The sequence below is a fragment of the Aerosakkonema funiforme FACHB-1375 genome (assembly GCF_014696265.1).
GTDB classification, from domain to species: domain Bacteria; phylum Cyanobacteriota; class Cyanobacteriia; order Cyanobacteriales; family Aerosakkonemataceae; genus Aerosakkonema; species Aerosakkonema funiforme_A.
Genome location: NZ_JACJPW010000002.1, coordinates 62,137 through 80,620, shown reverse-complemented (window position 1 = coordinate 80,620; position 18,484 = coordinate 62,137). Strand labels below are relative to the sequence as shown.

The window sequence follows — 18,484 nt, the reverse complement described above, 5'->3', positions numbered from 1 at the left end:
TAGGAAAAGTATAATAATTAAGATATTTAAAAAAGTGATAGAGAACCTTTACAGAAAGAATAAGCTGTGATTTAAATTGATACTGGAGAACAAAACCATCAATTTTTCTATGAGGTGTATCCCTTCTGTTACCAATTTTGGGCATTGCACACCTATTTTGGCATAACATCCAGTCGATACAGCTTCTAAATTTCTTCCTGCGATAGAGCAGTACTAACTTTGATGCTGAGTTTCTCAAAAAAAAAGGGCATATAGCACATTTCCGGTAAAATCAAACAGTCATTTGGATCGGCGAGCGCGTGCAAGCATCTAACCAGGCACTTGGCCTTATAACTGTAGTTTGGTTTGTCGAAAGTTTGCTATATATTCTGGATTTGCTTACCTCTATTATCTTCGGAATGCCAAGCCAAAATCTGCAATTTTATGGCCCAAATCATCTATCTTAAGGAGTAAATTTAAAAAAATTATAATTTCTTTATGTTAGAGTGACTGAACAATAAGCTATATTGTCCTTGGAGTCAAATCGAAATAGGAGGATTGAAAGCCTAAAATGTTTAGCATACCACATATCTACTTGTCAAGATGTAGGCACTCTTGAGTTGAACACTTAATAGAACAGCTGAATGGATCTGAGAAAGTTGGCCGATCGAATCTAAAACGATCCATATTCGCTCTGCTAAAACGGTAATAATTACCACCTAAAAAATTTACTCTTTACTGAGCCAGTCAAATGCAAACCGATGCCATACTGGAAAAGTATCTGTTAGCAAGCTAAGCAACCCACAAGGTTGTTGAAATTTGGAAAAGTTCGCGTTATTACGCGAAGCAAACAGCCCCCAAATGGAGAAAACCAGTAAGGAGGTTTTATCTATGGGTGTATCTCGTTGACTGTGTATAAGGTATTTGACAAATAAGCTGCACGCTGAGGAGGAAAAATTTAAATAAGATTAAGTTTCTTGTAATTTATCTTTATACGATATAAAGTAAGAGCTATCAAAGCAAAAGTCTAAGTCTGCATATCAAAAGTGAACTTGTAAATCGGCGGGAAAAGAAATAAAGCAGGAAAAACACACAAAAATTATCTAAATAATGATGTGTGATATGCTTTAAAAAAATGAGCAATAGCGGTCTTGTCAAAACACTAAACAGGCAAATATTATAAGAATAAACAAAAAAATGTAAGGGAGGGTGAATATAAGAAGCTAAAAAACAAGATAAAAGAACTATACCCAAAAGAAAAAAGACACTTAGAAAAGTACCGAGAAAAATGGAACAGAAAACTATACTCGACTTAAAAGACGCGATCGAACAGCGTCGAGCCGCTCTTAGTTTCAGATCCGAACCTATTCCCGAAGCAACTTTATCAGAAATTTTACGCCTTGGACTAATGGCTCCATCAGGCTTTAATTTGCAGCCTTGGCGCTTTATTGTTGTCCGAGAGCAAGAAAATAAAGAAAAGTTAAAAGCTTGTGCTTTTAACCAACGTCAGATTAGCGAAGCGCCAGTAGTTTTAATTTGTTGTGGCGATCGGACTGTAGCCAAACCCGAATATATTGAAACTATAATTAGCATGGGCAAAGAAACAGGAGCGGTAAACGATGGCTACGCTGGCGTAATGCGTCAATCAATTCCCCAATTGTTCGAGTACCATCCCAGCTTTGAGTCGATAGAAGCCTGGACAAACCGCCACACAATGTTAGCCGTCGCGCACATCATGATTGTTGCCAAAAGCTTGGGCGTCGATAGCTGTCCTATGGAAGGATTTGTTGCCGCTCAAGTAAAAGAAATATTCCAAATTCCGACAGAAATTGATGTTTGCTGTTTGCTACCTCTTGGTTACGCAACCGAACCATTCAAACAGTACGGTGGACGTTTTCCCAGCGAGCAAGTATGCTACAGTGAAACCTATGGGCAAACATTAAGGCTCTAAAATTAGAGCGAGCTTCGATTGAGCCGGACTACTTCAAAAATTAGTTTTTTTGTAGCAAGGTGAACAATTGTTTTCAATGGCTTAGAAAAACAGTTTTTTTGAGCTTAAGTTAAATATTGTTTATCATCCTTGCACTAAAAAAAGAAATCTGGCATAGTAAAAAAAATCGGCGATCTTAGTAACAGCCAAGGCTAAACGCAAGCCTATCTGGACTGTGAAAATTTGGTAAAAGCTGTAAATTATAATAACTGTAGGATGATGATGCCATATAAAAATGCAGTTCTCGATGACAAAGACCTGCAAAATAATTTAAAGCGTCTTAACCCAAGATTTGGCGATTTCGTTACTCGTGTGGCGGGAGAAGCTTGGGGTGGGGCATTAATACCACAAAAAACTAAAGCTTTAATCACGATCGCAGTTGATGTTGCCAACCAAAATCACAAAGGCCTCGGCAATCCTTTCGGAGCCCATATAGATATGGCGCTCAAACAAGGAGCCAACCGGGCAGAAATCGAAGAAATCCTTTTGTTTTTATGCGTTTATACTGGATTCAATAAAGTTGCCAGTTGCTTCGGCGCACTAAACGAGTTTTTTGAAAGAGTTAATCTGCAACAGTATCCCACACCAACGACCTCAGAAATGGGAAAAATATCAAACCCAATTTTAGATAACCCAGCACTTCAAGAAAATTTGAAAAGTGTCAACCAACAGTTGGGGGAATTTAGCATTAAAGTGGCAGGTGAAGCTTGGAACCTGCCGTTAATTGATACGAAAACTAAGGCTCTCATAGCAATCGCAGTTGATATTGCTAACCAAGATCATGTAGGTGACAATAATCCTTTTGGACTGCATTTGGATATTGCTTTTGAGAATGGATCTACTGCGGAAGAAATTGAAGAACTACTTTTGTTTTTGTGCGTTTACACCGGATTCAACAAAGCCGCAGTAGGCTTTGGGGCACTCAACGAGTATTTGTCACAAAGGAGAGCTTAAAAAAATTTAGCACTAGAATTGGACAAAGGAAAGCGAAAATGAGTAAGGCTGATTACGCCGCCCGCGATAAAAAAGGAAAAGTAGCCTTCTACGTTCTCCTGTGGAAAAGAAAAGGAATAAGTTTAGAACTTTTCGATGACTACTGGAGAGACGTTCACGGCCCAGTTTGTGCGAGACTGCCAGGTCAATATCAATACTGGCAATTTCATCTAGCTCACAATCAAGGTGGTATTTGGCCGGAAATTAATGGTATAAATTACACAACACCCGCAGAAGATCAATTCGATGGCATTGCCGAACTAACTTTTGAAACAGAACAAGACCGTCAGACATGGTTCAAAGCGGCTGCTATTCTGATGGATGACGAACACAACTTGTTCAGTAAAGCGATCGGTTACAACTCCAGCCCCGGCAATTCCATCACCTATGTTGATAGTATTCCCACAGGAGATCCAAACGGAGCGCTCGGAATTTTGAAGTTCCACGTACCCGTCAAGAAAGCAGATGGCATAAGCGTGCAAGCCTTTCGGGAATACATGAAAAACAGTTTCGCTCCCGCTGTTATCAAGAGCGATTCAGTGCTGAAATTCCGGCTGCACCTGTTTGAGGAAGTAGATAATTCCCGTCCCGATGCTGCTGGAGTATCGCATTACGAACCAGCCGATAAGCAGTATCAAGCATCTTTTGAGATTGCCTTTGCGAATCCTTTGGAAATGGAAACATTCTTTGCTTCCAAAGAGTACGGAGCAGCGATAAAAGATCAGGCAAAGTACATTAAACAAATTTGCCCATTTCCAGAGCGAACTGCTTACACCTTTGTTTACAACAGTCAGATGACTTTGGCCGGTCAACGCAGTTCTACCGTTGCCGAGCTAATCGTAAACATAGGAGCAACAAATCAACTCAAAGAAGATGTAGTTGCTCTCATGCTCGATCAAAAACTTATTGTCTCACAACCAAACGGAGCTAAAAATATGACAGCTAGCACAGGCACAAAACGCATTAATTACTACAAAGATTTGTCAGCGGATTATTCTCGTCCCGGACTGGTTACTCCCTATGTAGCTCAAAAACTCATCGAAGATGCCGAAAAGATCGTCGCGATGAAAGAAAAGACTCTGCCAGAAATCGGCCCTAACTATACCCTCGCACAAATTGAAAAAGAAAATAAAGATTGGTGGCCTACTCACTGCGAAGCATTAAGACAAGGACGCGGCGATATTTTAACAGGTGAATATCGCGAAGACCTGGTTTATTTATGTCAAGATGGCCCGTTTTTTGGCTTGGAACAACAGAAAGAACGGGAAAAACACTGGTGGGCTTTGATTGCCCAGCCTGGAGTAACTATGTGCTGGCCGATCGTCATGTTCAACGGTGAAGTAACCTACTTTGAATGGAAGTGCGTGGACGACGAAACCAACGAAACACTTGCGAAAGGAAATGTCACCTGGGTGCGGCGCGGACACCGAGGTGCGTGCTACCTGAAAACCGAACAATTGACCTTCTACCGCGATGTCTATGCACCTGACTACTTGCTCAAGTTGATCACCACATGAGATGGCAGAGAACAGGAGATATAAAAATGCAGTTCTCGACGATCTAGAACTTCAAGAGGGTTTAAAAACCCTCAATCCGAAGTTTGGCGATTTCGTTACTCGCGTAGCGGGTGAAGCTTGGGGCTTACCGTTAATCAGTCAAAAAACTAAGGCATTAATTACGATCGCAGTTGATGTCGCCAACCAAAATTTAGAAGGCCCGGGCAATCCTTTTGGAGCCCATGTAAACATGGCGCTCCAGCAAGGAGTCACCCGCGAGGAAATCGAAGAACTGTTGTTGTTTTTGTGTGTTTATACCGGTTTTAACAAGGTCGCAAGCGGCTTCGGCGCACTTAACAAGTTTTTTGAGCAAAGAAGCCTTCAACAAAGGACAGCGCCAATGAGAAAAAATGATTTTGCTGCCCGCGATGAAAAAGGAAAAGTAACCTTTTACGTTCTCCTCTGGAAACGCAAAGGGATTACTTTAGAACTTTTCGATAACTATTGGAAAGACGTTCACGGCCCAGTCTGTGCCCGACTGCCAGGTCAGAATCAATACTGGCAGTTTCATCTCGCAAATAATGAAGGGGGTTTGTGGCCGACTGTTGACGGGATAGAACAGAATTGTCCCAACGAAGATCAGTTTAATGGGATAGCCGAACTGACCTTCCAAACAGATGCCGATCGCCAAACTTGGTTCAAAGCTGCGGCCATTCTGATGGATGACGAGCATAACTTATTTAGCAAGGCGATCGGATACAACACCAGCTACGGTAATTCCAAAACCTACGTTGACAGTATCCCAGCAGGAGACCCCAACGGAGACCAAGGGCTGCTCAAGTTCCACGTTCAGGTCAAAAAATCCGATACTGCGAGCGTAGAAGCCTTTCGCCAGTATATGCAAAACAGCTTTGCTCCAGCTGTTGCCAGCAGCGATGCTGTACTCAAATTCCGAATGCACCTGTTTGAGGAAGTAGATAATTCCCGTCCGGATGCCGCCGGTGTCGTTCATTCTGAATCTCCAGAAAAGCAATATCAAGCAGCTTTTGAAATTGCTTTCTCGAATTCTCTGGAAATGGAAAAGTTTTTTGCCTCATCTGAGTACGCTACTGCTACAAAAGAGATGGCAAAATATGTCAAAGGTCTGTATCCATTTCCCCAACGAACGGCTTACACCTTTGTCTACGACGGCAAAATGACTTTAGCAGGACAGCGGAGTTCTAGGGTAGCCGAACTGATTACCAAAATCGGAGCCACCAATCAATTAAAGGAGGACGTAGCTTTTCTGATGACTGGTAAGCTTTCTGCCCCCAATCCTCAGCTCAATGGTAAGTCTGGCTTAGGTCATTACCTGCAAGGCGTGCAACACTTCGGCATCACAGTCGATGATATGGCCAAAGCGATGGAATTTTACATCGACGTGTTAGGCGGTAAAGTCGCTCTTCTTGGCAATGGATTTATCGGCCCGGTGTTGCAAAATAATCTCTTTCAAAAAGAACAAATTGAGGCGATCGAAAAAAATGTCGATCCCAGAAGTTTGGGCGTACCCGATTTGGTTGACGGTTCCAAGGAATCGCTCGATGTCAGGTTCATTTCCTTCGGAAACACGGTGTTAGAGGTGATCCATTTCCGCGATGCCAAATTAACCCCGAACGCCCCTAATGTATTCCAAAAAGTTCCTAGCTGCGTCGGCTATGCAAACGTACCCCATATTTCTTTTCACGTCAAAGATGACGTAAATCTGAATGATTTTGCCAGGATACTGGAAGAGGAATGTCAAAGGCGAGGTTTGACTGAAGTTGTTTGCAACCGCGTTATTCACGTTAAATCTCACGAAGAAAGAAAAAAAGTAGCCCTTAAATATTACGCCAACAAGTTTTGGAACGATCCAGAATACTTTATTGAGGGTTACTCAGATTCAGATTTCGGAGATTTTCACGGCTGGTCATTGTTTTACTGTAAAGGGCCAAACGGGGAACAACTTGAGTTCAATCAAGTAACTCGGACAGCCAAACAAAACTTTATCAGAGCCCAGCAGGAATATAACAACGCCCACGGCACAAATTTCATTTGGCCATCAAGCCCCTTCAAAGAGCAAGCTGCGACAAGCAAAAGTGTCGGCGGTACAATGTCCGATCTGGTGAGGAATCTCTTCATCGTCGGCGAACCGATGAATGTGGATGGCTTCGTGACATTCTTTGCCGATGATGCTCTCTATAAGTTCAGCAATTTCCCTGTAGTGTACGGCCCAAAAGGCATTAAGGAAGCTTCAGCAACACTCGTTTCCAAGGTGAAAGCCGTTCACCACGAGATCCAGGCTATGTGGGAAGTAGGCGATACAGTAATTTGCGAAATGCAAGTAGAATACATCCGTTACGACGGCAAGGTTTTTAAACTTCCCTGCTGCGACACCATCCGCATTAAGAACGGCAAGATTCAAGAAATGTGGGTGTATATGGATATCAATCCGGTTTTCTCATGAAAAGAAAAAATAAAGTTGGGGTTCAAACTGCCCAGCCGATCTAGACCGGGCTCGATCGAACGAACAAAGCTAAGTTGAGTTCCCTAAATCGCAAAGGATAGCAAATCTATGCCAGAAGTTAAGACCGACTACCTGACCGAACAAAAATGGGATTGGCCTCACACGAAGAAATGGCCAAAATTTTCCGGAAAAAGAATAGACATCATCAAACAGATGTTTCTGGCTGGTGAAGCGATCAACGTCAATAACTTCGTTAAATTCTATACCGAAGACGCCCTGTACCAGTTCAGTAACTTTCCGGTTGTCTACGGACACGAAGGTATTAAAAATGCTTCCACCGGTTTTCTAGAAAAGTGCGAAGGTGTACACCACCACATTAAAAATATTTGGGAAATAGGAGAAGATACCGTAGTCGTCGAAATGGAAGTCACCTACTTCCGCCACGACGGCAAAATATTTACGCTTCCCTGTTGCGACACAGTTCGCTTTAAGGGCGATAAAGTGCAAGAATTGCGGATATATATGGACATCAGTCCGGTGTTTGCCGACTGAGACTGAGGTTGTGTTTGAATAAGTTAGCCCCAACTGCCAACTAAAAAGTTGGGGTTAAAAGCCGCAAAGTTCACAGTCAGAGAAGTTGAGTAGGTTTTCTGTTCTGGAACTCAGTAGTTAGCTGAATGCCTGGAAATTACTCAGAAAGAGCCAAAATAATGACCGCAGTTAGGAAAAACACGAATTTTTTGCGTACCTCTTTAATCTCTGTAGTTTCAGCAGCTACTCTCGCATCTGCTGCTGCTGCAATGCCTGCGGCAGAAACCTCGTCACCGGAGGTAGAAACCCCAGCAAATGCTGAAGTTGTTGAGCCTGAAATTAATGCGGAAACTTTAATCCTAACCGAGCCACAGTCGCCAGCCGTAGCGGAGATTAACGCTAACCCAAACGTAGCTGTTTTTCCACGCGAAAATGCCGCTTCTGTTGCCTCAATCCAGGCAAACACTTTTCCAATTCAAACTAATTCTAGTTTTTTAGCGCCATTTAACAACACCAGCTTATTAAAAAGCACTGCTTTCGATCGCGAAAATTCTCCTTCCCAGCTGCCTGATGTCGTCGAAACCAAACAATCCATATTGCCAACTCAGACAAAGCAGCTAAGGGTAGCGGAGATTGAGCCTAACTCCAAGGAAACCGTTACTGCACAAAACACGGCTGCTCCTCAAAATTCCCAGACAAGAAGTTCCGCTGTCGAAAGCGATACTAGGCTCCAAAATGGAACGAACAGATCCAAACCAAAAAACCCTTTAGCTCAAGTTACCTCAGTTTCCCAGCTTTCTGACGTACAACCTACAGACTGGGCTTTCCAAGCCTTGCAGAGCTTGGTTGAGCGCTACGGTTGTATTGAAGGGTATCCCGATCGCACTTTTCGCGGTAATCGGGCAATGACCCGCTACGAATTTGCCGCCGGGTTAAATGCCTGTTTGGAAAAAATTCAGGAACTGATCTCCTCCGTTAAACCTTCCGTTTCCGAGGCTGACTTAAACAGTCTGCGACGATTACAGCAAGAATTTGCCGCCGAACTGGCAACACTGCGAGGTCGTGTGGACTCCCTAGAAGCTCGCACGGCGAAACTGGAAGCAACCCAATTCAGCACCACTAGCAGATTGCTGGGCAATATCAGATTTCAAACAAACGCTTATTTTTCGGGCGAAGGTGATACGGAAACAATCTTTCAACATATTGCCTATTTGGGTATTTTAACCAGCTTCACCGGTCGCGATTTGTTGCTGACTGGAATTGGAATTACAAACACTGTTTTTCCCGATTTGGCAACAACTAATGCGGGGAAATTTGTCGGCTCAACACGCGAAGGTGCTGCGGATGCTTCGGCGTCCGGCGATACCGGAGATGCTGCTAGAATCATCACTTTGCAGTATCAATTCCCACTCACCGATAAAATAAATGTCAACGTGATTGCGGGTAATCGGTATCGTTTTGACCCGCTCACAGCTCGTCGGTTCCTGCCATACTATCAGGTTGGGAATGGCCCTGCCAGTACTTTTGCTGAGGCACCTCCTATTTATTTGCTCGGTGGTGGAGCTGGGTTAGCCATCGATTACGAGATGTTTAAAGGAACGGTGCTAACCTTAACTTACATATCGACATTTGCTAACGAACCTGGTTCTAAAGCTGGGTTGTTTAATGGCGATTATGTAGCATCAGCCCAAATAAATTACAATCCCGTTCGGAAGTTTTTCTTGCAAGGTGTATATCAGAACGGTTACTTTGGTACCCGCACATTTCCTGACGGTCAGATTGGCAATTTCGGCTTTAATAACGGTCAATTCTTCCGAGGCAATGGTTTTATAGGTAGTGCCCTGGCAAATCGCTTTGACGATCCAGGTGTGTTGTTCGATGAAGCATCTGCTGTTTCTACTAATGCTTATCATGTGGGCGGATATTACGAAATTACCCCTAAATTCGTCATTGGTGGCTGGGTTGACTATATCAAAGCTAGGCTGATCGGCAAAGGTGATGCTGATATTTGGACTTATTCAGCTCAAGTTGCATTTCCGGATTTGTTTAAGCAGGGAAATTTGGGGGGTTTAGTTGTCGGTATGGAACCTACTCTGACCGGTTTCAAAAAGGGCGATCGCTATGTCGGTACATTCGACAACGATACATCCCTGCATATCGAGGCTTACTACAGGTATCAGGTGAACAATAATATCTCCGTTACTCCATCGGTGATTTGGATTACAGCTCCTAACCAAGATGCTGATAATGAAGACATTGTTATCGGTGGGGTTAGAACTACGTTCAACTTCTAGTTGTCAAACTTAGTTTCACTTATCCCTACTAAGGCGTCTTACGTTCCTCCGTTTAAGGCAAAACTAGATAGACGGTCACTGGCCAGTCAACAATTATAACTACCAGTCGATCGCTTTCAAATTTTGCCTTATTTGACGAGCGGAAATTTTATTTGAGTTTTCAAATAACATCTTGTTTAGTTGTTTCCACTCTAGAGCAGATGCCAAGATAAAGTGAGCAATAAAATTAAGTTAAACAACCTCAAAATCTGGAAAAATTTACTATCCAGAAGCGAATCTATTTGCTTGTGTCAATACTTCAAATCCAAAAAACTTTCCATTTCAAGAAATATTTAATTTATGTTAAGAATGGAGAGGGATGCAAAAAATGATGTTTTCATAGGAGAATAGGGTTGATTGATAGTAGTTAAAAATTGGCTGGCGACGTGGAAAATAGTTTGTAAAGCAAAAATAAGTAGTTTGGCTGGAAACAGGACAACAGAAATAGCGAAGTAGTTGCCAACCCGTAAATAGTAAAGCTTTCCTTTATCAGCAAGAAAGCTGCTTACCAAAATGGGTTCGCACCATCCAGCAAAATGATTACACAAATATGCAAACAAACAAGGAGTCAGAAAAGCATGACATCTGAGAGTAAAGGCAAAATCGGCGTAATCGTTGAAGAACATTTCGATGCCACCGAATATCGCCGCTTCAATGAGTTCTTTCCAGAACGAGGTTATGAGGTAGAGTACATTTCCCACTTGTGGGGAAACGAATCATTAAAATTCGGCTCTAACCCAGAAAATGACCAAATTGAGTTTCATGTCACAGTCACCAAAGAAATTAACGATGTCGAGCCATCTGAGTACAAAGGCATTATTTGTATAGGTGCCTATGCAATGGATCGTCTGAGATATCAAGTTTCCGTAAAGAAAGGCCAAAAAAATCAAGCTCCAGCAGTAGCTTTTCTCAGGAAAGCTATGAGTGCGGAGAATGTGAAACTAGGCACAATTTGTCATAGTTTATGGCTTTTCTGCGCCGATCGCGACTTACTGGAAGGTCGCAAAGTTACCTGTGCCCACAACATCATCTGCGATGTTGAAAATGCAGGTGGCGACGTAGTATACGAAGGTGAAGTTACCGCCGATCTAGTCATAGATGGCAATCTGATTACGGGTAAGCATCCAGGCGTTGTAGACGAATTTATGGAAGCTTTCGTAGCAGAAATTGAGAAAGCGGAACAAAAGCAGACGGTAGCAGCCGGTTAACCCGCTGGCGATCGCATAAAAGTTTCCACAAGTTAATTTACTCATCCAGGAGGCGATTCCAATGGATCATATGAGTTTTTCGTTTTCCGATACGATCGGGGGGTATGTCACCCACTTTAACCGCCAAGAAAAATCATTTGGCATCAAAACATCAGATGGGAGAGAATATACAGCTCATTTAACTCCAACTACCTGGGGTCGGATTTCCCAGAACTTGGAAGAAGGTTACATTGATGCTACTCAACGACTTGGCGAATTATTATCTCCCGGTCAACACGTATTCGCATACGGTGTCTTTTATCCCCAGGGCGACGGTCACAAATTTGATGTTAAATCTTTTGTGTTTCCCGGCGAAGCTCCCGACAAATATCGCCACGAAGAACCGGATTGGTGGGTGAAACAGGTTCGCTCCATTGCTGACTCTTACCTGAAGTGGCAATTTGATTATCCCAATAAGGAAATCGACTACCGCGAATATCGCACCATGCTCAACCTAGCTGGTACGAAAAAGCAGCAAGACTTCTTGCAAGAAACCGATACTGTTTCCCGACTGGTTTACGGTTTTGCCTCAGCTTTTATGCTGACCGGCCATGACCGCTTCCTAGAAGCTGCTGAAAAAGGCACTGAATACTTGCGGGATCATATGCGGTTTTACGACCCTGATGAAAACCTGATTTATTGGTATCACGGTGTTAAGGTAACCGGCAATCGCGAGCAAAAACTCCTCACCTCAGAGTTTAGCGACGACTACGATTGTATCCCGGCTTACGAACAAATTTACGCCTTAGCTGGCCCGATGCAAACTTACCGGGCTAGTGGCGACCCGCGCATCCTCAAAGATGCGGACATGACTATAGATTTGTTTGACAAATTCTATTTAGATAAAGAGAAGGGTGGATATTTTTCCCACCTCGACCCAATTACGCTCGACCCGCGTGCGGAATCGCTGGGTCGCAACCAAGGTCGGAAGAATTGGAACTCAGTGGGTGACCACGCACCAGCGTATCTGATCAACTTGTATCTGGCTACCGGCGAACAAAAATATGCCGATATGCTGGAGTACACCTTCGATACGATCGAAGCCTACTTCCCTGACTACGATAACAGCCCCTTTGTTCAAGAAAAATTCTACGAAGACTGGAGCCACGATAAAACTTGGGGTTGGCAACAAAACCGCGCTGTTGTTGGGCACAACCTCAAGATTGCCTGGAACTTGATGCGGATGCAAAGCCTCAAACCCAAAGATAAATACGTAGACTTTGCCAAAAAGATTGCCTCGATCATGCCAGCAGCAGGCAGCGACCAACAGCGCGGCGGTTGGTACGATGTGGTAGAGCGCGTCTTAGGTGAGGGCGAAGAACAGCACCGCTTTGTTTGGCACGATCGCAAAGCTTGGTGGCAACAAGAACAAGCTATCCTAGCTTATTTGATCCTGCACGGTATTGAGAAAGACCCCGAATACTTGCGTCACGCCCGCGAAGCTTGTGCCTTCTACAACGCCCACTTCCTCGATCATGACGACGGTGCCGTTTACTTCAACGTCCTGGCAAACGGTCTGCCTTTCCTGATGGGCACGGAACGGTATAAGGGCAGCCACTCCATGAGCGGTTACCACTCGACGGAATTGTGCTACTTGGCAGCAATTTACCAAAACTTGCTCATCTTCAAGCACCCGATGGACTTCTACTTCAAGCCGATACCGGGAGGGTTCAAAGACAATACCCTGCGCGTATCCCCAGATATTCTGCCTCCAGGCAGCATCGCAATTGGTAAAGTTTGGATTAACGATGAAGAGTACACCAATTTTGATGCCGATGGCCTGACAGTCAAGCTGCCAGACACGCAAGAACGAGTCAAAGTTAAAGTGCAAATCGTTCCCAAATAGGTGAGGATGGGATTGGGAATTGGGGAATCGCAATTTCAGAGTTTAGATTTGAGATTTCAATATGAATCGAAAATCTAAAATTTGGGATTGGCAATTCCCTATTCCCTATTCCGAAGAAAATCGAAAATCCAAGATTGCAAATCCCAAATCAAAAAATGGACATCAATATAAAGACGCTTCCAGATGAAGTAACAGTGGTGGAAATGGTCGGTGACATTGATGCCAGCACCGCACCCAAAGCCCAAGGGGAAATTTTACCGTTAGCCGTGGCGGGAAGCAAAATTCTGCTAGATATGACCAAGGTTCCCTATACCTCCAGTGCAGGCTTGCGAATGCTGCTTTCGCTGTATCGGCAGATAGATGGTAACAAAGGGAAACTGGTGCTGGTGGGGATTTCTGAGCAAATTCAGGACACCATGTCCGTTACTGGCTTCTTGGAGTATTTCACTAGATGTGACACAGTTGATTCGGGGCTAGAAATCCTCAAGGGGTAGGCAATGGATTACGGACGTATTGATATTCATCCCACCCATACATACGGCGACTTCAAGCTGCGTCGGGGGCGTCCATCTCCTTTCGGGGCTACTCTAGTGCCCGGTGGTGTCAATTTCTCAATTTTTTCCTCTTACGCCAAATCTTGTATCTTGGTGCTGTTCCAAAAGCACGCCAAGGAACCGATGGCGGAAATTCCGTTTCCAGACGAATTCAGGATTGGCAATGTTTTTTCCATGATCGTATTCGACCTGGATTACGAAAATATCGAATACGGCTACCGCATGGATGGGCCTTTTAATCCCAAGGAAGGCCACTGGTTTGACTCCAGTAAAATTCTGATGGATCCCTACGCCAAGCTGATTGGCGGTCGGGATGTTTGGGGAGAAACGCCAGACTGGAGCGATATTTATCACCATCGCGCTCGCATCGCTTTAGATGACTTTGACTGGGGCGATGACCGTCCCCTGGAAATACCGCCCGAAGACTTGGTGATCTATGAGATGCACGTCCGCAGCTTTACCAAGCATCCTTCCTCCCAGGTGAAGCATCCCGGCACTTTTGCTGGCATTAAGGACAAAATTCCTTACATCAAAGAGTTGGGCGTCAATGCGATCGAATTGATGCCCGTCTACGAATTCGATGAATTTGAGAATTCGCGCCCCAATCCCGTCAGACCCGGTGAAACGCTGCTCAATTACTGGGGTTACAGTACGGTGGGGTTTTTTGCACCCAAGGCCGGTTACGCCGCTACCGGCAAACTGGGGATGCAGGTTGATGAGTTAAAAACTTTAGTCAAAGAACTGCACAAAAACGGCATGGAAGTAATTCTCGATGTGGTGTTCAACCACACGGCAGAAGGCAACGAGTACGGCCCTTATATTTCATTTCGGGGGATTGACAACAAGACGTACTATATGCTAACGCCGGATGGTTATTACTATAACTTTAGCGGCTGCGGCAACACGCTCAACTGCAACAATCCGATCGTCCGCAACATTGTGCTGGATTGTTTGCGCTACTGGGCATCAGAATATCACATCGATGGCTTCCGGTTTGACTTGGCCTCGATTTTGGGGCGCGACCCAAGGGGCTTTCCTCTCCCCAATCCGCCTTTGTTAGAGACTCTGGCTTTTGACCCGATTTTGGCTAAGTGCAAACTGATTGCCGAAGCTTGGGACGCTGGTGGGCTCTACCAAGTCGGTTCTTTCCCCGCATTCGGACGTTGGGCAGAGTGGAACGGTAAATACCGGGACACTGCGCGTAAGTTCCTCAAGGGCGATGCTTCCGCAGGGGAAATGGCACCCAGACTGACCGGTTCGCCAGACCTCTATGCCTGGGAAGGTCGCGGGCCAGCCACATCGATTAATTTCATCACGGCCCACGACGGTTTTACGCTGATGGATATGGTTTCGTACAACTATAAGCACAACGAAGCCAACGGCGAAAACAACAACGACGGTAGCAACGATAACGATAGTTGGAACTGCGGTTGGGAAGGGCCAACGGACGATCCTGGCATCAACGCTCTGCGGAAGCGGCAGGTCAAAAATGCTGTGGCTATGCTGATGGTTTCTACTGGTGTGCCGATGATTCTCATGGGCGATGAGGTGGGACGCACCCAGTACGGCAACAACAATACTTATTGCCACGACAACGAGCTAAATTGGCAGGATTGGACGCTTTTGGAGAAAAACGCCGACCTGTTCCGCTTTTTCAAGAACTGTATTGCCTTCCGTCACGCTCATCCGGTGTTGAGAAGTAAATACCACTTCAGCAACAGGGATTATATGGGGAGCGGCTATGCCGATATTACTTGGCACGGCACTCAGGCGTGGAATGCAGATTGGTCGGGTCGCGCTCTCGCTTTTATGCTCTGCGGCAAACACGCGAAGGCGGGGACGGTTGAGGATAACTACGTCTACGTCGCCATGAATATGCACTGGGAAGCTCTTTGGTTTGGAATCCCAGGTTTGCCAGATGGTATGAAGTGGCACGTTTTTGCCAACACGGGAGCTCCTACACCCGATGATATCTGGGAACCGGGCTTTGAACCGATGCTGGAAAATCAGTCGGGATTGTTGCTGGGCTCGCGCTCTGTGCTTATTCTCGTCGGTAAGTAAAACAAAGAAAAAGAAACGATTTCAGATTTTAGATTTCAAATTTGAAATCTGAAATTTCCAATCAATTCACTAAGATAAGGGGAAAATAATGGCTTTGGACGTAACGTTGGAAACAAAAACATCTGCCTCGAATGTCAAAATTGGCATAATCACTTTGTCTGGAGATTTGGATGCGAGTACAGCACCTACTTTCAAAACTGAAGTGGAAAAAGCGGCTAATGAGGGTGCAAAACGCCTCGTTTTGAAGTTGTCAGGGCTCAATTATATGGCCAGCGCAGGTTTGCGGGTGCTGATCTTTTCAAAGCAAAAGATGGGTACCGATGTTGACATCTACGTTGTCGCTCCTCAAGAAGGTGTGCTGGATACTTTGGAAAAGACCGGTTTCATTCAGGGTGTGATTTTGTTGGAGAAAGACGAGCCAGAAAAGTACGAACAATAATTAGAGATTGCCGATTTTAGATTTTAGATTTTAGATTTTAAATTTGCCATCTAAAATCTAAAATCTAAAATAATTCTGGATGGAAATTAAAAATATAAAATCCGAAATCAGAAATTCCCAATTAATCCTGAAAGATTGAAACCTGACTGCTGTCTATGGAATCTTTAACTGTACCTGGAAATCTAGACTCTTTGAGCGCGATCGCTCAATACGTTATGGCGGCTGCCGATGCAGCTGGATTGGATAAAAAAGCATCTTATAAACTGCGTTTGGCAGTTGATGAAGTAACCACCAACATTATTATCCACGGCTATGAAGAAAACCATCTCCAAGGAGATGTTTATATGATGGCCGATCTCGACGATAGCAGCCTGACTATTACTGTCGAGGATACCGCAACGGCTTTCGATCCTTTCCCTAAGTTATCCTTGGAGGAAGAAAAAATTGGTCTGCCAATGGAACAGAGACCTATTGGGGGGTTAGGAGTTTATCTGGCCATTCAAGGCGTCGATAAGTTCTTCTATGAAAGAGTGGGCGATCGCAATCGCAACACCTTTGTCGTCAAGCGAACCACGGCTAATGCTCAGTAGTAAAATATCAGCGGTTAGCAGTAAAAAAATTAACAACTGCTGACTGCTGAACACTGTATACTAAAGTTTCACATACCAAATTTGCAAAAAAAACAATTAAAAATAAACTATGGACATAAAAAAATTATTCTCCGGGTCTTTGCAATTCCGTATGACAGTCTTGCTACTGGCTGCGGTGATTCCTCCTATGTTGATAGGCATATTAGTGACGAGTTGGTACGCGGGCGAGATATTGCGTAAAGACGCAAAGAAAGAGTTGGCCGATAAAGGCAAAAATTTAGCTAAATTTGTGGGCAAATGGGAAGAAAGCAAAACTCTGGCACTGCGGAACCTGAGCCAGCAACCCGACGTTATCGGTATGGACTCAGCAAAGCAGAAACCCATTCTAACTAAGATGGTGAGCGTATATAAAAATTCTACGCTGACCGCCACTGACACAACAGGCAAAGTTACATCGACTAGCGACAAACAGGATACATCTAACTATAAAGATCGCGAATGGTTCAAGGGTGCAATAGCCGGAAAGACTATCACTCGTCAGACCCTGATCAGCCGTACAACGAATAAACCGCGCCTATGTTTGTCCACTCCGATTAGGGAGGACAAAGCACCGAGACCCATAAAGGGAGTAGTAGTTTCCTGTACAGACTTGACAGAAGTAGCGAAGGAAGTCGGTACAGTTAGTTTGGGAAAAACCGGTTACGCCTTTCTGGTAGATAACAAGGGTGTCGTGATCGCTCATCCCGACCCATCAATTACGGCTAAACTTCTCAACGTCAGTACCCAACCAGCAGTGAAAGCTTTGTTACAAGGGAAAACAGGTAATTTTTCCTTCACCGATCAAGGCACAAATTGGCTCTCCTATATCATTCCTTTACAAAATGGCTGGGGTGTGGTAGTAAAACAGCAAGAGAGCGAAGTGTTGCAGGAAGCAACGCGCTTTGGACAACTTGCTTCGGTTTTGGCAGTGTTCGGAGCTTTGGCAGTTGGCGGTATAACTTGGTGGTTGGCTAGCACTCTGGTGCGTCCGATTAAGGAACTGACTGTGGAAGCAAAAGCAATATCCACAGGTAATTTAGACCGCCGAGTCAAGATTGACCGAGAAGATGAACTGGGAACTCTTGGCGTTGCTTTCAATAAAATGGCAGAGCAATTGCAAGAACTGATTGACGTACAAGTCAAGTCGGCAATGGCGAGAAGCGAAATCGAAAAAGGACGGCAGATTCAGAAAGATTTTCTGCCAGAAACGCTACCGCAGCCAGAAGGTTGGGAAATTGCCGCAGTTTTTGAACCCGCTCGTCAGGTAGCAGGCGATTTCTACGATTCTTTCCCTCTAGTTGATGGCAAAATAGGTGTGGTAATTGCCGATGTCTGCGACAAGGGAGTGGGATCGGCTCTATTTATGGCTTTGTTCCGCAGTTTGATTCGGGCGATCGCACAACAAGATTATTCTGACGATCGCACAGCTCTAAAAAATGCGATGGAGTTTACCAATAACTACATCGCCACCAACCACAGCCGGACAAATATGTTCGCCACTATGTTTTTTGGCGTATTCGATCCCAAAACCGGAGAATTGAACTACGTCAATGGCGGTCACGAACCGCCCATTATCATGAGTCCGGATGGTACAAAAATACGCCTCAAACCCACAGGGCCAGCGGTGGGAATGCTGCCTAACCTAAAATTTAAAGTCGAACAAGCTCAATTAAAGCCAGGAGATATTTTGATCAGCTACACTGATGGTGTTCCAGAGGCTAAAGATACAGAAGCGAAATTCTTTACAGAAAATCAACTGCTCTCGCTGGTGGAACCGCCGATTTCTTCTGCAATCTCATTGCTGGAAACTCTTGAGGCAAAGGTAAAGCAACACATTGGCAAAGCGGATCAGTTTGACGACATTACTATGTTGGCTGTAAAACGGTCACAAGAAAAATAGTTGT

13 protein-coding genes and 2 pseudogenes are annotated in these 18,484 nt (G+C 44.5%); all 15 read left to right on the top strand.

The features are described 5' to 3' along the window. Positions 1-1,267: 1,267 nt before the first annotated feature. Positions 1,268-1,930 (top strand): nitroreductase family protein, encoded by a 663-nt coding sequence (locus H6G03_RS01395; protein WP_190461303.1) that lies wholly within the window; start codon positions 1,268-1,270, stop codon positions 1,928-1,930. A gap of 255 nt (positions 1,931-2,185) precedes the next feature. Continuing rightward, positions 2,186-2,923, top strand: a complete 738-nt coding sequence (locus tag H6G03_RS37705; RefSeq protein ID WP_242056946.1) for a carboxymuconolactone decarboxylase family protein — start codon at positions 2,186-2,188, stop codon at positions 2,921-2,923. Between the two features lie 38 nt (positions 2,924-2,961). Further along, positions 2,962-3,636 (top strand): annotated as a pseudogene (locus H6G03_RS39665) (EthD domain-containing protein); the annotation flags it as partial. 261 nt (positions 3,637-3,897) lie between these two features. After that, positions 3,898-4,479 carry a hypothetical protein gene (locus H6G03_RS39660; RefSeq protein WP_199315084.1) on the top strand — a complete coding sequence of 194 codons (582 nt, stop codon included), beginning with the start codon at positions 3,898-3,900 and terminating at the stop codon, positions 4,477-4,479. Between the two features lies 1 nt (position 4,480). Beyond that, positions 4,481-4,831, top strand: a pseudogene (locus tag H6G03_RS39655) (carboxymuconolactone decarboxylase family protein); the annotation flags it as partial. A 27-nt stretch (positions 4,832-4,858) separates the two neighbouring features. Next, positions 4,859-6,940, top strand: a complete 2,082-nt coding sequence (locus tag H6G03_RS37695) for a nuclear transport factor 2 family protein (protein ID WP_190461432.1) — start codon at positions 4,859-4,861, stop codon at positions 6,938-6,940. A gap of 108 nt (positions 6,941-7,048) precedes the next feature. Further along, entirely contained in the window at positions 7,049-7,492 is a 444-nt protein-coding gene (locus tag H6G03_RS01370) for a nuclear transport factor 2 family protein (protein WP_199315079.1), read from the top strand. A 158-nt stretch (positions 7,493-7,650) separates the two neighbouring features. Next, positions 7,651-9,765: an iron uptake porin gene (locus H6G03_RS01365; protein WP_199317974.1), complete on the top strand. Its 2,115-nt coding sequence runs from the start codon at positions 7,651-7,653 to the stop codon at positions 9,763-9,765. 617 nt (positions 9,766-10,382) lie between these two features. Beyond that, positions 10,383-11,012 (top strand): DJ-1/PfpI family protein, encoded by a 630-nt coding sequence (locus H6G03_RS01360; protein ID WP_190461298.1) that lies wholly within the window; start codon positions 10,383-10,385, stop codon positions 11,010-11,012. Between the two features lie 61 nt (positions 11,013-11,073). Further along, on the top strand, positions 11,074-12,897 hold the full coding sequence (locus H6G03_RS01355; protein ID WP_190461296.1) for an AGE family epimerase/isomerase: 1,824 nt from the start codon (positions 11,074-11,076) through the stop codon (positions 12,895-12,897). Positions 12,898-13,052: 155 nt separating this feature from the next. Continuing rightward, positions 13,053-13,391, top strand: a complete 339-nt coding sequence (locus H6G03_RS01350; RefSeq protein WP_190461294.1) for an STAS domain-containing protein — start codon at positions 13,053-13,055, stop codon at positions 13,389-13,391. Between the two features lie 3 nt (positions 13,392-13,394). Then, on the top strand, positions 13,395-15,512 hold the full coding sequence (gene glgX / locus H6G03_RS01345; RefSeq protein WP_190461292.1) for a glycogen debranching protein GlgX: 2,118 nt from the start codon (positions 13,395-13,397) through the stop codon (positions 15,510-15,512). An 88-nt stretch (positions 15,513-15,600) separates the two neighbouring features. Next, entirely contained in the window at positions 15,601-15,951 is a 351-nt protein-coding gene (locus H6G03_RS01340; protein WP_190461290.1) for an anti-sigma factor antagonist, read from the top strand. Between the two features lie 155 nt (positions 15,952-16,106). After that, entirely contained in the window at positions 16,107-16,541 is a 435-nt protein-coding gene (locus tag H6G03_RS01335; RefSeq protein WP_190461288.1) for an ATP-binding protein, read from the top strand. Positions 16,542-16,650: 109 nt separating this feature from the next. Further along, complete coding sequence (locus H6G03_RS01330) at positions 16,651-18,480, top strand: SpoIIE family protein phosphatase (RefSeq protein WP_190461285.1); 1,830 nt, start codon at positions 16,651-16,653, stop codon at positions 18,478-18,480. Positions 18,481-18,484 lie beyond the last annotated feature (4 nt).